The organism is Dietzia sp. NPDC055340, from assembly GCF_053645335.1.
Genome location: NZ_JBSHML010000003.1, coordinates 181,548 through 196,312, shown reverse-complemented (window position 1 = coordinate 196,312; position 14,765 = coordinate 181,548). Strand labels below are relative to the sequence as shown.

12 protein-coding genes and 2 riboswitches are annotated in these 14,765 nt (G+C 71.4%); of the genes, 5 read left to right on the top strand and 7 right to left on the bottom strand.

Annotation, left to right across the window (positions count from 1 at the left end):
• The first annotated feature begins 5 nt into the window (after positions 1 to 5).
• Complete coding sequence (locus tag ACWIFB_RS03210; RefSeq protein ID WP_454057287.1) at positions 6 to 368, top strand: hypothetical protein; 363 nt, start codon at positions 6 to 8, stop codon at positions 366 to 368.
• A gap of 63 nt (positions 369 to 431) precedes the next feature.
• On the opposite strand, the gene ACWIFB_RS03205 is transcribed toward ACWIFB_RS03210, so the two are convergent.
• From ACWIFB_RS03205 to ACWIFB_RS03190, 4 genes are all read right to left on the bottom strand, one after another.
• Positions 432 to 1,904: a PepSY-associated TM helix domain-containing protein gene (locus ACWIFB_RS03205; RefSeq protein ID WP_454057286.1), complete on the bottom strand. Its 1,473-nt coding sequence runs from the start codon at positions 1,902 to 1,904 to the stop codon at positions 432 to 434.
• 277 nt (positions 1,905 to 2,181) lie between these two features.
• Complete coding sequence (locus ACWIFB_RS03200) at positions 2,182 to 2,862, bottom strand: hypothetical protein (protein WP_454057285.1); 681 nt, start codon at positions 2,860 to 2,862, stop codon at positions 2,182 to 2,184.
• 146 nt (positions 2,863 to 3,008) lie between these two features.
• Positions 3,009 to 3,710 carry a LysE family translocator gene (locus tag ACWIFB_RS03195; RefSeq protein WP_454057284.1) on the bottom strand — a complete coding sequence of 234 codons (702 nt, stop codon included), beginning with the start codon at positions 3,708 to 3,710 and terminating at the stop codon, positions 3,009 to 3,011.
• A gap of 268 nt (positions 3,711 to 3,978) precedes the next feature.
• Positions 3,979 to 4,968 carry a bile acid:sodium symporter family protein gene (locus ACWIFB_RS03190; protein ID WP_454057283.1) on the bottom strand — a complete coding sequence of 330 codons (990 nt, stop codon included), beginning with the start codon at positions 4,966 to 4,968 and terminating at the stop codon, positions 3,979 to 3,981.
• Positions 4,969 to 5,038: 70 nt separating this feature from the next.
• On the opposite strand from ACWIFB_RS03190, the gene ACWIFB_RS03185 reads away from it, so the two are divergent.
• A complete protein-coding gene (locus tag ACWIFB_RS03185; protein WP_308281897.1) occupies positions 5,039 to 5,926 on the top strand; it encodes a LysR family transcriptional regulator in 888 nt (295 codons plus the stop codon).
• Positions 5,927 to 5,981: 55 nt separating this feature from the next.
• Here the strand turns inward: ACWIFB_RS03185 and bluB are convergent, their stop codons facing one another.
• From bluB to ACWIFB_RS03170, 3 genes are all read right to left on the bottom strand, one after another.
• On the bottom strand, positions 5,982 to 6,617 hold the full coding sequence (bluB, locus tag ACWIFB_RS03180) for a 5,6-dimethylbenzimidazole synthase (RefSeq protein WP_454057282.1): 636 nt from the start codon (positions 6,615 to 6,617) through the stop codon (positions 5,982 to 5,984).
• Complete coding sequence (locus tag ACWIFB_RS03175) at positions 6,614 to 8,086, bottom strand: precorrin-2 C(20)-methyltransferase (protein WP_454057332.1); 1,473 nt, start codon at positions 8,084 to 8,086, stop codon at positions 6,614 to 6,616. The genes bluB and ACWIFB_RS03175 overlap by 4 nt, the downstream gene beginning before the upstream one ends.
• 122 nt (positions 8,087 to 8,208) lie before the next feature.
• Positions 8,209 to 8,874 carry a precorrin-8X methylmutase gene (locus ACWIFB_RS03170; RefSeq protein WP_454057281.1) on the bottom strand — a complete coding sequence of 222 codons (666 nt, stop codon included), beginning with the start codon at positions 8,872 to 8,874 and terminating at the stop codon, positions 8,209 to 8,211.
• 77 nt (positions 8,875 to 8,951) lie between these two features.
• Positions 8,952 to 9,019: riboswitch (cobalamin riboswitch) on the bottom strand.
• A gap of 77 nt (positions 9,020 to 9,096) precedes the next feature.
• Positions 9,097 to 9,290, top strand: a riboswitch (cobalamin riboswitch).
• Here ACWIFB_RS03170 and cobN point away from each other — a divergent pair.
• From cobN to cobA, 3 genes are all read left to right on the top strand, one after another.
• Complete coding sequence (gene cobN, locus ACWIFB_RS03165) at positions 9,282 to 13,157, top strand: cobaltochelatase subunit CobN (RefSeq protein WP_454057280.1); 3,876 nt, start codon at positions 9,282 to 9,284, stop codon at positions 13,155 to 13,157. Its footprint overlaps the riboswitch before it by 9 nt.
• A complete protein-coding gene (gene cobF, locus ACWIFB_RS03160) occupies positions 13,150 to 13,974 on the top strand; it encodes a precorrin-6A synthase (deacetylating) (RefSeq protein WP_454057279.1) in 825 nt (274 codons plus the stop codon). The genes cobN and cobF overlap by 8 nt, the downstream gene beginning before the upstream one ends.
• The gene (gene cobA, locus ACWIFB_RS03155) at positions 13,971 to 14,738 is read left to right on the top strand and encodes a uroporphyrinogen-III C-methyltransferase (RefSeq protein ID WP_454057278.1); all 768 of its coding nucleotides are present in this window, start codon (positions 13,971 to 13,973) and stop codon (positions 14,736 to 14,738) included. Before cobF ends, cobA begins: the two co-directional genes overlap by 4 nt.
• The last annotated feature ends 27 nt before the right edge of the window (positions 14,739 to 14,765 follow it).

The following is a 14,765-nucleotide window of genomic DNA, read 5'->3' as shown; positions in this document are numbered from 1 at the left end:
CTGCCATGATCTGGGTCTTCGTGTGTGCAGTGCTGGTCGTCGTGTTGGTCGGCGGTGCGGTGTTGCCGCGTCGAGCGGGGCAGCCGCGCGAGGGTTTCCCGTGGTTCTGGGTCGCGTTTCCGGTGGCCGCGCTCCTGGTGGCTGCCTCCATCGCCATGGGACTGTCCTGGGCCGGGGTGTCCGGCGCGGGGACGATGGTCGTGCACCACGCGAGTTACGAGCCCATCGGGCAGTTCTTGAGCAACGAGCAGTTCAACCAGATGTACCTGCGTTGGCAGGTGCTCTCGGTGGCGCGGTGGGTCCTGCCGATCGTCGCCGTGGCCACCGTCGGCCTGGCCGTGTGGGCGTGGCGGCGCGGCCGGGTGTGACGGGAACCGAGCCGACCCGCAGCGCGGCAGGTGCCGCGCCGCGGGTCGGTCAGGTGGCCGAAGCTACGAGAGGGGCCCGGCCGGGGCGGTGGGTCCGGTCGCAGGGGCCGTGACTGTGGCGCGGCGGGTGACCAGGATGTCGACGACGACGAAGGCCGCCAACGAGATTCCCAGCAGCGGCATGAATAGTCCTAGCCCCACTGCGACGGCTGTCGCGATCGCGTAGACCTGCCACGAGAGTCCGGTGGTCTTCCCGAGGGGTGCGGGTAGTCCGCCTCGGGTCGGGCGGCGCTTCCACCACATCCGATATCCCGTGATCGCGAGCGCCACGACCGCCAACGCTGTCGCGGCGAGGGCTATCTGCAGGGGAAGCCCGAACATGATCCCCATGTGCAGGTAGATGCCCCAGGACGACAGCTTGGAATACGGCGACAGTTCCTCGAAGTCGAGCCGGTCGACGATCCGCCCGTCGTCCCCCGAGACGGCGACCGAGTCCGAGCTGAACACCCACGGTCCCCACAGCTGGCTGACAGTCCACGCCGAGTCAGCGTCGGTGGGCGCGCTCATCCGGAGCGGACCGTCCAGGCCGGCGTGGCGTGCCGCGTCGAGGACCGAGGGGGCCTGTTCGGCGGGGGATCGGTGCCCTGCGTGCTGGGCGGAGTGGCCCCGGTGCTCCGCGTGCGCGTCGGTCGTGGCGGCATCACCACTGAGCGAGGTCTGCAAGGGGTCAGATCGCCAGTTCATCGCCGAGACCACGGAATCGATGTTGCCGCCGGTGTAGGTGGACCAGGTCAGGCCCGTCGTGGCGATCCCGAGGAGGACCACGGCGAACCAGGTGCCGAGGGTCGCGTGTAGAGACATCGTCTTGCGGCGCGAGCCCGGTCGCGCGGGAACTCCCCGCAGCATCGCGGCCCGACGCGCGGACCTGGCGGCGCGGGTCCTGCGCCACCACAGGAACAGCCCGCTCAGCGTGAGGATGAGCAGCCAGGAGGCGGCGAGTTCCGAGTAGATCTCGCCCGCGGCGCCGAGGTGCAGGTCGCTGTGCAGGCCGGAGATCCAGCTGCGCAAGGGGAGTTCACCGAGGCCCGAGTAGCTGGTCAGCACACCGTTCACGGACGCGTCCGCGGGGTCCACGAAGACGGCACGGTTCACGCCCTCGGGCAGCGAGTCGTCGGCGAAGAGGACGCGGGTGGCGGTCCCGGGTTCGTCGGCGGGCCAGACCTCGACCAGCTCGAGGCCCGGCTGACGGTCCCGGGCGGCCGCGATCTGTTCGACCAAGGGTGTGCTCGTTGTCGTCGTCGTTGTCGTCGCGGAGATCTGATCCTGATAGGCGAGTTTCTCCAGCGTGGGGGACAGCGCGTAGAGCGCGCCGGACAGCGCGGCGACGATGAGGAACGGGGCCACGAACAACCCCGCATAGAAGTGGATCCGGGCGAGGATCGCCCGGAGTTGCTCGGCGACGGGTCCGGCTGTTCGTGCCGGTCGCGTGGGTTTCGGTGGACGGGTGGGTTCGGCAGTCGTGGGTGCCACAGACATGGCTGATACCTCTCGCAGATACCGGTGTCCTGCTCGCGTGTGGCCGGGCCGGGGCGAGCGGAATCGCGCCGCGGCCTCGTGGCGCACGCGACGGCGGGATCACCGGTGATGAGCCCCGCGGGTCAGGCGGGGATTGATGAGATCTGCAGGGGCGCGCGAGTGGCCGGCGGCATGGTCGTCACCATGGCGAAGATGGTCGTCGTCTCGACGACGACGCGCCTCGTCCACCACACTGGTGGCGACCAACGCGGACGTGCGAACGGGAGCCGCTCGTTGATCAGCTCCACGCGCCCCGGGCGACGGGCGGTCCGCGAAGGAGCCCGCGTGACAGCAGGAACCGGTCGGAGGCCGCGCGGGGCGTGTTCGCCGGTGGCACGGTGCTGGCCCGGTCGACTGCGCAGAGGTGCCCGATGGTCAGTTGCTCGGCGCGGGCGACCAGCCACCCCAGCACGCCGGCCACCAACGCGAGGGCCCCGGCGGCGACCACCGTCGCCACGGCGTGGGCGGCGAGCATCGACCAACTCGGGGCGCCGTGGCCTGCTGCGCCAGCGGCGATGTGGGCGCCCGCGGTCATCGCCTCGCGGGTCATCGCGGCCTGCTCGGCCGGGGTGTACAGCAGGTGCGCGGCGTGCCCGGAGACGTCACCGGCCCCGTGTGCAGGGCCGTGGAGCCGGTGCGTCCACTCGAGTGCGTGGTGCACGGAACCCTGGGCCGCGACGAGTCCGGCGGGCACGATCAGGCCGGGGTGGAATCTGCCTACGCCGGCGGTGGTGAGGATCCCGACCCCGGTGCACGCGGCGACGGTGGCGATCACCGCATCGGCGGTGACGGGCATCGGGCCGGTCGAGGCGAGCCAGTGCGCGACGACTCCCGTCGCGCCGCTGACGATCGCCACGACGAACCCGCACAGCGAGGCCACTACCCAGGGAAAGCCCTGGGCGGTGCGGGTCGGGGACACCGGCTGAGCGTACCGCGCGACTAGGCACAACCAGCGAGCCGTCACTCCGGTACGCATTCCCCGCCGCGCACCAGGGGATTCGCTGACCGAAGTGACGGCTCGCCCGCCTTTACGTCGCCCGGCCCGCCTTCACGGCCCGGCCGGCCCTACGCCAGGGTCGGGGACCTGGTCGGGCTGAGCGCCATGGCCGCCGCGCTCGGACCGGAGAGCAGCGCGTCCCACAGCAGTTTCGCGCCGAAGCCGATCAGGACGAGCCCCGTCCCGCGATCGATCATCGTCAGGGTCCGCGGATTCATGAGCCGGCGGCGCGCGAACGACCCCGCGGTGATGAGCAGAGCGAACCAGGCCAGGGTCAGCAGCCCGTGGACGCCGGCCAGGGCGGCGCCCATCGGCAGCGGGGCGACGCCGTCCGGGAGGAACTGCGGGATGGTGGCGATGTAGAACACGCCGACCTTGGGGTTGAGGAGGTTGGTGCCGGTCCCCACGAGATAGCCCCGCCAGGGCGATCCCTCCGCCACCTCGCCCGTATCCGCGGAGGGAAAGGACACTGCGCCCTCGCGGATCGACCGCGGGATCATCGAGACGCCGAGCCAGCACATGTACACCGCGCCGGCGGTCGTGAGCACGCGATACGCCAACTCCGAGGCGGTGAGCAGCGCCGAGACCCCCACGGCGGCGGCGATGCCCCAGGCCATCGCGCCGGTGGCGATCCCCGCAGCCGTGGCCCAGGCGTACGGGCGCGAGCGCGTCAGTGAGGAACGGAGGACCAGTGCCGTATCGAGCCCGGGCACCAGCGTGAGCAGGCCCGCGACCACGGCAAACGCGAGTACCGCATCGAGGGGAGTCATGGGTACAGGTTAGAGCTGAGGGTGCTTGGCCGCGGTGACGTGACCCCCGCCGTCCCCCACCTGCGGCCGACGTTGCGGGAGGGGCGGGTACCGCCTACGTGCGCATGCAGCGCGGAGCCCGGAAAATCCCTGGAACCCAGCTTGCCCACCCGTGTCTTGATGGCACCACTGCGAAGAATTCGGCGCATAGCCGCAGTGGTGCCAACGAGCTTCGCGATGGTGGCGACGAAACGGCAGCGAAGTCCGGAACGTCCGGGGGCATGCGACGTCAGGCCGGTTGGGGCTGCAGCTCGGGCTCGATATAGGCCCTGCCGACGCGTTTGGCGATCACAGCGCAGACCAGCAGTTGGATGAGGTGGAACACCATCAACGGCAGAACCATGATCCCGACTTGCGCAGCCGGGAACAGCAGAAACGCCATCGGCAACCCGCTCACCTGGCTTTTCTTCGACCCGCAGAAGAACAGGACGACGCGGTCGGCGCGGGGGAGACTGAACACCTTCCCGGCGCCCGCGAACAAGGACATCACCACGGCCAGGAGAATCACGGAGACGCCCAACACCGTCAGGAGCTGTGCCGGCGGCACGACTGTCCACAGCCCCTGGGTCACGCCGGTGCTGAATGCCACGTAGACCACCAGGAGCACGGACCCCTGGTCGACGATCGACACCAGTATCCGATGCCGCCCTAGCCAGGCGCCGATTCGGCGGTGGAGCAACTGACCCGCGACGAAGGGTACGACGAGCTGGCCGATGATGCCGAGGATCGATTCCGGGGTGATGTGCACCTGCGAGCCGATGAGGAGTGCTGCCAGGACGGGGGTGATGACCACGCCCAGCACGTTGGAGATGGACGCCGAACTCACCGCCAGGGCCACGTTTCCGCGCGCCACCGAGGTGAACGCGATCGATGACTGCACCGTCGAGGGGAGGATGCACAGGAACAGGAACCCCGTGGCGAGAACCGGGCTGAGCACCGACTCCGGGGCGAGGGTGATGAGGAGCCCGAGAACGGGGAACACGACGAACGTACTTCCCAGCACGAGGAGTTGGAACCGCCACCTCGCGAAGCCCGCCATCGTCTGCGATGGGGCGAGTTTGGCGCCGTGGAGGAAGAAGAGCAGGCAGATCGCGGCGATGGTCGCGGTGTCCAGCGCCTCGGCCACGCCGCCCCGCGCCGGGAGAAGCGTCGCGATGACGGGCAGCGCGACCAGCGCGGTGAGGAACGGATCGAGACGGAACCTGCGTAGTGAAGCCACGCTGCGAGGCTGCCACTGGCGCGAACAACGGGAAACCCCATCGCCATGGTCATTGTTATCATCAGAACCGATGACCATGGAGCGCGATCTGGACCTTCGACTCGTGCGGAGTTTTCTCGCCGTGGCGTCGGAACTGAGCTTCACCCGAGCCGCGCGCCGGCTGGGTCTGAGTCAGTCAACGATCAGTGCACGCGTGCGTCAGCTCGAAGAGCACTTCTCACACCCGCTCCTGGAGAGGGACACCCACTCCGTCCGGCTCACGCCGGCGGGGGAGCGCTTCCTGACCTACGGCCATCGCATTCTCGCGCTGGCTGATGAAGCCCTGGACGAGAGCGGGTTCCATCATCGTCGCTACACCGTGCGGTTCGGGGTCTCGGAGGACTTCGCCTTCACCCATCTGCCGACCTTCCTCGAGCGGCTACGGCTGGAACATCCGTTTCTCGACGTGGAGCTGTCGATCCATCTCAGCGTCGAGCTGCATCGACGGTTGAGGTCAGCGGAGCTGGACATCATCCTCGCCATGCGCCCGGGCCCGTCGCGCGGTGTGGACGCGCTCGAGGTCGAGCCGCTGTTCTCGGATCGACTCGTCTGGGCGGCCCGAGCTGGCTACGAACCGCCTCTCGACGAGCCACTGCCCCTGGTTCTCTATCCGCGGCCCTCGGTGACGCGAGACGCGGCCGTCGGCGCGCTCGAGAGCCACGGCGTCGCCTACCGCACGGCGGCGACCTCGACAAGCCTCGCCGGACTGCGCGCAGCCACGCTCAGCGGTATCGGCATCATGCCGTTCGCCGAATCACTGATCCCGGGCGGGCTGGCGCTGCTGGAGGAGCCGGAGCTGCCGCCGATGCCCGACGTCGTCTTTGCCCTGGCGACCCGCCGAGCACCCACTCGTGCCACGCGCGACCTGGCGCAGGCTCTGCGAGATCACCGGGCGGACTTCACCGCTGGTAGTGGGTAGGCGCCGGTAGCGGATCAACGCCGTCAGGCACGATCCCGTCACGCACCGGGAATCCTCACACCCAGTCGACCGGCAGCGGCTTACGCCGGCCCCAACCGACGGTCTGCAGCAGCGGCTCGCCCAGCTCGAGGGACGGGTAACCGATGCACAGGTAGGCCAGCGGCCGGGCGCCTTCGGGGATCGGCACAGCGTCGCTGAGGTGGTCCGGGTCGAGCAGGCTCACCCAGCCCATGCCCAGGCCCTCGGCGGTGGTGGCCAGCCACAGCAGCGTGATGGCCGAGATGACGCTGTACTCCGACGCGGCGGGCATCGCCGTCGTCCCCAACACCGGCCCGTCCGGCGGCAGGTGGCTCACCACCAGGCCGACCGGAGCCTGGAGGATGCCCTCGAGCCGCAGCGTGTCGTACAGCTCGCGCCGCTCGCCGGAGAAGCGCTCGGCCTCGGCGGCGCGTACGTCCCGGAAACCGGCATGGACGGCCTCTCGAACAGCGCGGTCCTGCACCACGGTCACGTGCCACGGCTGGCTGAGCCCCACGCTCGGAGCGACCGAGAAGACCGAGAGCAGCCGCTCGATCAGCTCCCGCGGCACCGGCGTCGGATAGAAATGTCGGTGGTCACGCCTGGTGGCGAGCACCCGCCACAGCGCGTCCGCGTCGGCCGCTTCGAGCTCCTCGTGGTTCACGAGCGTCATGCTCGCACGAAACGCGGACTCCACACGCGGCCGGAGTCGGTCACCCGCGTCCCGGATGCGCCCACGATGAGCAGGCACTTCATATCGATCGAGTCGCAGTCGAGTTCGCCCAGTGTGGTGACGGTCAGCGATTCCTCGGCGCGGCCGACGTCCCGACCCACCACGACCGGCGTGGCGGGGGCACGATGACGCAGGAGCACCTCCCGAGCATCGGCGACCTGGTGAGTTCGCGAGCGGGACGCGGGGTTGTAGACGGCCAGGACCAGGTCGGCGGCGGCGATCGCGTCGAGCCGGCCGGCGATCACCTCCCACGGCTTGAGTCGATCCGACAGGCTCACCACCGCGAAGTCCGCGCCGATCGGTGCACCGGCCCGCGCGGCCACCGCCTGCACCGCGGAGACGCCGGGCACCACACGGATGTCGACCCCGTCGTGCCGCGGGTCCTCGGCGGCCTCGAACACCGCCGACGCCATACCGAACACGCCCGCGTCCCCGCCGGAGACCACAGCCACCTGCTCGCCCGTTGCCGCCAACTCCAGGGCGAGACCCGCCCGGTCGACCTCCACGGTGTTGCCGGAACTGTGTCGCCGCAGCCCGGGCCGCTGCGGCACCCGGTTGACGTACGGCGCGTAGCCCACGACGTGGTCCACTTCGGTGAGTACCCGCGCGGCCTCCGGCGTGAGCCAGTCGTCCGGACCGGGTCCGAGCCCCACCACGTGCACGACGCCGCGGGCGCCGGGAGCGGAGCGGTCGGGGGCCGACGCGGTCAGTTGTGCGGGTCGGCGGCCGGTGGGGTCGTGGTAGTGGGAGTCCCCGGGGACGACGACGAGGGAGAAGTACGGCACGGTCTCCGGGTCGACCTCGCGAACCGGGTGATGCGCCTCTGCATCCGTCGAGGCGCGCTCGACGTACACCGCGCCGTCAAGCCGTCCGGCGGACTCGAGCGCCCTGCGCACGGCGGGGAAGTTGCGCCCGAGCTTCATGATGATCGCGCCGTCGGTGTCGGCCAGTCGCCGGGCGAGCTCGGGCTCGGGCAGAGTTCCGGGCAGCACGGTGAGCACATCGGTCTGCCGGACCAGCGGGGTCGCGGCCGCGGCGGTGGCGGCCGCGAAGGCCGGCACGCCGGGGACGATCTCGGTGAGGAACCGTTCCGCGAGCCGGTCGTGCATGTACATGAACGAGCCGTAGAACAGCGGGTCGCCCTCGGCCAGCAGTACCACGTCGCGGCCCGCGGCGAGGTGCTCGGCGAGACGCTGCGCGCTGCGCTCGTAGAAGTCGGCGATCGCGCCCGCGTACCCGCCGGGATGCTCGGTCAGGCCGGTGGTGACCGGGTACTCGAGCACCTCCTCGATCGCGCCGGAGGGGATGAGGTCGGCGGCGATGCGCCGGGCGTTGGACTGCTTGCCGCGCCCGGCGTGGAAGGCCACCACGTCGGCGGCGCCGATGAGCCGGGCGGCCTTGAGAGTCATGAGCTCGGGGTCACCCGGCCCCACGCCGACGCCGTAGAGCCGGCCCGCGCCTGCGCCCGCTTCTGCGACAGTGCCCGCATCGCCGGCCACACCCGCGGCCTCCGCACCGGGCATCCCACCGCTCACTCGGCGTCCTGCGCCAGGGCGTTGACGGCGGAGGCGGTCATCGCCGATCCGCCGCGACGGCCGTGCACGGTGACGAACGGGATGTCGATCCCGTGGTCGCTCGCGAAATCGGCCAGTGCCGTCTTGGATTCGGCCGCTCCGATGAAGCCGACCGGGCAGCCGATGACCGCCGCGGGCCGGGGTGCGCCGTCGAGCAGCATCTCGAGCAGGTGGAACAGGGCGGTGGGGGCGTTGCCGATCGCCACCACGGCGCCGCCGAGCCGGTCACCCCACAGTGCCAGCGCGGCCGCGGAGCGGGTGGTGCCCATCTGCCGGGCCAGCTCGGGGACCTGCGGGTCGTTCAGAGTGCACACCACGTCGTTGGCCCGCGGCAGCCGGGCGCGGGTGACGCCCGAGGCGACCATGTGGGCGTCGCAGAGGATCGGCGCGCCGGCGTCGAGGGCCGATCGGACGGCGCCGACGAGACCGGGATGCACCTGCAGGTCCCCGGTCAGATCCGTCTGACCCGTGCCGTGCACCATGCGGACCGCGAGCTTCTCGGCGTCCCCGGGGATCCGCGAGAGATCGGTCTCCCGCCGGATGGTGGCGAAGGAATCCAGGTAGATGGCGGGGCCGTCGTCGATGTAGTCATAGCGACGCGGCGGCCGGACAGCACCAGGCATGGGTCCTCCTCGGGGTTCTCGCCCCGGTCAGAAGTCGAAGTCGGCGCGGGAGTGACCGCACGTCCATCCCCCGGCCAGTATCTGGCTGACGGCCCTGGTCAGGGCCTCACAGTGGCGGAACCGCCCCGGAATCGCACCGGGTTCCTCGCCGTGGGATGCCCCTGGAGCCTACGCGGACGCCGTCGAACCCAGGGCGGCGGGCCGGGCTCCGGAGGCGGCCGATAGTCTCGGCGGTGCCGTGGTGTTCGGGAAGCCGGAGGAGAAGCCGGCGCGGCCCTCGCCACTGTAGTCGCGGAGTTCCGCGACCCTCGTCCGTCCCTCACGGGGCGGAGGCCACTGGGCTCACCAGCCCGGGAAGGTCGGTCGCGTGGCGTCGATGCGAAAGCCAGGAGACCGGCCACGGCGACATGTTCCACGAGGGTTTGGAGAAGAACATGCGCCAAGACCGGCGTTCGGCGTCCCCTGACGACGCCGCGGCAACACCCGAGTCGTCCGATTCGCGTGCTCCCCGCATCGCACTGCTGTCCACGTCCGACACGGACCTGCTCTCCGCGCGGGAATCCGGGGCGGCGTTCACGCTCGGCAACCCGTCACGCATCGACGTGGAGACCGACCTCCCGCACCTGCTCACCCGGGCCGACCTCGTCGTCGTCAGGATCCTCGGATCCAGGCGCTCGTGGGACCACGGCTTCGAGGCGGTGCTGGGCGCCGGCGTGCCCGTCGTCGTCCTCGGCGGCGAACAGACCCCTGACGCGGACCTCATGGAGGTCTCCACCGTCCCCATCGGCACCGCCGCCGAGTCCCACCGCTATCTCGCCGAGGGCGGGCCCGCCAACCTCGCGCAGCTCCACGCCTTCCTCTCGGACACCGTCCTACTCACCGGAGCCGGGTTCGAACCGCCGGTGGCCGTACCGGTGTGGGGGCTTCCCGAGCGGCCTGGCGCCCCGGCGGGCGACCTGCCGCGCGTCGGCGTGCTCTACTACCGCGCCCACGAGGTGAGCGGCAACGCGGGCTTCGCGCACGCGCTGGCGGACGCGATCGACGCCACCGGCGAGGCCGTGGGCGTGCCGGTGTTCGCCGGCTCGCTGCGGTCGGCGCCGGACGAGCTGTTCGACGCGCTCGGCACGCTCGACGCGCTGGTCGTGACGGTGCTCGCCGCCGGCGGGACCACGCCCGGCGCCGCGGGGGCCGGGGGCGACGACGAGAGCTGGGACGTCGAACGCATCGCCGCGCTGGACATCCCGATCCTGCAGGGGCTGTGCCTGACCTGGGGCCGCGACGACTGGGAGGGCTCCGACGACGGCGTCAACCCGCTCGACTCGGCCAGCCAGATCGCGATCCCCGAGTTCGACGGCCGCATCATCACCGCCCCGTTCTCGTTCAAGGAGATCGACGCCGACGGCCTGCCCCGCTACGTCGCCGACCCCGAACGGTGCGCGCGCGTGGCCGGGATCGCCGTGGCCCACGCCCGGCTGCGGCACATCCCGCGGGCCGAGCGCCGGATCGCGCTCGTGCTCTCGGCATACCCCACCAAGCACTCGCGCATCGGCAACGCTGTCGGCCTGGACACGCCCGTCTCCACCATCGGGCTGCTGCGCCGCATGCGCGAGGAGGGCTACGATCTGGGCCCGGACGACGGCCCGATCGCCCGCTTCCTCACCCGCTCCGGCGAGGGCGGGAGCGTGGCCACCGGCGGTGCCGGGGACGGCGCCGGCAGTGGGCAGGACGCCGGTTTCGCCGACGACACCGCCGCCGGCGACGCCCTCATCCACGCGCTCATCGAGGCGGGCGGCCAGGACGAGGAGTGGCTGACCACGGCTCAGCTCACCGATTCCCACGTGCGGATCAGCACCTCCGACTACCTGCGCTGGACCGAGGACCTGTCACCGGCGCTGCGCGACGAGATGGTCGAGGCGTGGGGCGAGGCGCCCGGCGAGTTGTTCGTCAACGACGCCGGCGAGATCGTGCTCGCCACGCTGCAGGCGGGCAACGTGGTGCTACTGATCCAGCCGCCCCGCGGGTTCGGCGAGAACCCGGTGGCGATCTACCACGACCCCGAGCTCGCGCCGTCGCATCATTACCTGGCCGCCTACCGCTGGCTGTCCCGCGGCTTCGGCGCGCACGCGTTGGTCCACTTGGGCAAGCACGGCTCGCTGGAGTGGCTGCCGGGTAAGAACGCGGCGCTGTCGGCGGACTGCGCGACCGACGCGGCGATCGCCGAGATGCCGCTGATCTACCCGTTCCTCGTCAACGATCCCGGTGAGGGCGCGCAGGCCAAGCGCCGGGCGCACGCCACGATCGTCGACCACCTGGTGCCGCCGATGGCCCGCGCGGAGTCGTACGGCGACATCGCCCGGCTCGAGCAACTGCTGGACGAGTACGGCAACATCGCCGCGATGGACCCGGGCAAGCTCGGCGCCATCCGCGACCAGATCTGGACCCTCATGCGCTCGGCTCACATGCACGAGGACCTGGGCCTGGAGCAGCAGCCGGGCGACGACGAGTTCGACGACTTCCTCCTCCACGTCGACGGCTGGCTGTGCGAGATCAAGGACGTCCAGATCCGCGACGGCCTCCACGTACTCGGCCAGGCGCCCGAGGGCCAGGCACGCGTCAACCTGGTGCTGGCGATCCTGCGGGCCTCGCAGGTGTGGGGCGGCGAGTCCGCCGCGGTTCCGGGCCTTCGCCGCGCGCTGGGGCTGGCCGAGGGCGCACCCACCGAGGAGGTGGACCGCATCGAGGCGCTGGCCCGCGAGCTGGTCGTGGCGATGGACGCGCGCGACTGGGACGCCGCCGCGGTGCCCGAGGTCCTCGCCGCCGCGGGGGTCGGTGCAGGTATTGGCGCTGCAGGGCTCGGCGCGGGCGGTGACCTCGCCCGCGACTCCGGCGCCGCGGAAGGGGGCGACGACGACAACGTGACCGGCCGCGACGACGTCGCCCGCGTCCTCGAGTTCGCCGCCCGCGAGGTCGTCCCGCGCCTGGCCGCCACGGTGGACGAGATGGACGGGGTCCTGCATGCACTCGACGGGGGCTTCATCCCGGCCGGGCCGTCGGGCTCCCCGCTGCGTGGCCTGGTCAACGTGCTGCCCACGGGCCGCAACTTCTACACCGTGGACCCGCGGGCCATCCCGTCGCGCCTGGCCTGGGAGACCGGTCAGCTCATGGCCGACTCGCTGCTCGAGCGCCACGTGTCCGAGACTGGCGGGTACCCCGCGTCGGTGGGGCTGTCCATCTGGGGCACCTCGGCCATGCGTACCTCGGGCGACGACATCGCCGAGGTGCTGGTCCTGCTCGGCGTGCGCCCGCAGTGGGACGAGGCCTCCCGGCGGGTCAACGGCCTCGAGGTGGTCCCGGCCGACGAGCTGGGACGCCCGCGCATCGACGTGACCGTCCGCATCTCGGGCTTCTTCCGGGACGCATTCCCGCACGTCATCGCCATGATCGACGACGCGGTGCAGCTGGTCGCCGGTCTGGACGAGCCCGACGAGCAGAACTTCGTGGCCGCCCACGCCCGCGCCGATCTGGCCGAGCACACCGATCAGCGGCGGGCCACCACACGGATCTTCGGCTCCGCTCCCGGTTCGTACGGGGCGGGCCTGTTGCAGACCATCGAGGCCGGCAACTGGCGCGACGACCGTGACCTGGCGGAGGTGTACACCCGCTGGGGCGGGTACGCCTACGGCCGCGACCTCGACGGCGTGCCGGCGGCCGACGACATGCGGACGAACTACCGGCGCATCGCCGTGGCCGCGAAGAACATCGACACCCGCGAGCACGACATCGCCGATTCGGACGACTACTTCCAGTACCACGGCGGCATGATCGCCACCGTGCGCGCGCTCACCGGGGCCGAGCCGAGGGCGTATGTGGGCGACTCCACCACGCCCGACGCGGTACGCACCCGCACGCTGGCCGAGGAGACCGTCCGGGTGTTCCGCGCCCGGGTGGTCAATCCGCGGTGGATCGCGGCCATGCAGCGGCACGGGTACAAGGGGGCCTTCGAGCTGGCCGCGACCGTGGACTACCTGTTCGGGTTCGACGCCACCGCCGGCGTGGTGCACGACTGGATGTACGAGACGCTGACCCGCGAGTACGTGCTGGACGAGACCAACCAGGACTTCTTGAGACGGTCCAACCCGTGGGCGCTGCGCGGGATGATCGAGAGGCTGACCGAGGCCGCCGACCGCGGCCTGTGGGCCGAGCCCGACGCCGCGCTCATGGATCAGATGCGACAGCTCTACCTGGACGTCGAGGGCGACCTCGAGGATGCCCACGGTGACTGACCGACCCGCGGCCGCCGCGGACTCGCCGACGCGGCGGATCCACGTGGTGGGTATCGGCTCCGGCGGACTCGATCAGATCACCGTCGAGGCGGTACATGCTCTACAGGCGTCCGACTATGCGGTGGCCGCCCTCAAGCGTCCGGGCGATCCGCTGTTCACCAGGCGCGTCGAGCTCCTGGGCCGGCACGCCCCGGGGCTCGAGCTGGTGGGGGTACAGGATCCGGAGAGGGACCGCTCGTCGTCGTCGACCTCCACCCACGGTGACTACCGCGGCGTGGTCCTGGACTGGCACCAGGCCCGCGCACTGGCCTGGGAGCAGATCCTCACCGAACGGCCCGGGGACGTGGCGATCCCCGTGTGGGGAGACCCCGCGTTCTACGACTCGACGCTGCGGATTCTCGACCGGATCGCCGAGCGCGGGCGCCTGGACCTCGACGTCCGGGTGCTGCCGGGCATCTCCGCGCTGCAGGTCCTGGCCGCGCGACATCGGCTCGTCCTGCACGAGATCGGCGCCACGATCACCGTCACCACCGGCCGGCGGCTGCGCGAGGTCGTGGCCGCGGGCGCCGACAACGTGGTGGTGATGCTCAACTCCGACCTGCCGCTCGACGGCCTGGACGACTGGCGCATCTGGTGGGGCGGCAATCTCGGCGATGTCGGCGAGACGCTGGCCGCCGGGCGGGTCGGCGACGTGCTCGATGAGCTGCGGGCCGAACGCGACCGGCTGCGCGCCGAGCACGGTTGGGTGATGGACGTGTACCTGCTCCGACGTGGTGGCGGGCGCGAGACAGAACGTGACGAGAGGACGATGACGTGACGGCTGCGACGGAGGCGATCACCGGTCAGGTGGTGCTGGTGGGCGGTGGGCCCGGAGACCCCGGGCTGATGACCGTCGCCGGGCGGGAGGCGCTCTTCGCCGCCGACGTGGTGGTGACCGACCGCCTGGGCCCGGTCGCGGTGCTCGAGGAGTTGGACGCACGCATCGAGGTGATCGACGTGGGCAAGATCCCCTTCGGCCGGGCGACCCCGCAGGAGGAGATCAACCGGATCCTCGTCGACCAGGCACGGCGCGGCCGGACGGTCGTGCGCCTCAAGGGTGGCGACAGCTTCCTGTTCGGCCGCGGCGGCGAGGAGTACCTCGCGTGTACGGCCGCCGGGGTGCCGGTGAGAGTGATCCCGGGCGTCACCTCGGCGCTGGCGGTCCCGGCCCTCGCCGGCGTTCCCGCGACCCATCGCGGCCTGTCTCAGGGGGTGTCGGTCATTTCCGGGCACGTCCCGCCGGGCAGCCCGCAGTCGACCCTCGACTACGGCGCGTTGGCCCGGTCGGGGACCACCTTGGTGCTGCTCATGGCCGTGACGAACCTCGAGGCGATCACCGCTGAACTCCTCGCACAGGGCCTGCCCGCCGACACCCCGGCGGTGACCGTCGCCGACGGGTCGATGCCCACGCAGCGGATCCTGCACGGGACAGCGGCCACGATCGCCGCGGCCTGCGCCGAGGCGGGGATCGAGCCGCCGGCGATCACGGTGATCGGAGCGGTCGCCGGGTTGTCGGACCTGCTCACCGCCGTGGTCGGCTGAACCAGTCACCGGCGGCCGGTCGCGGGC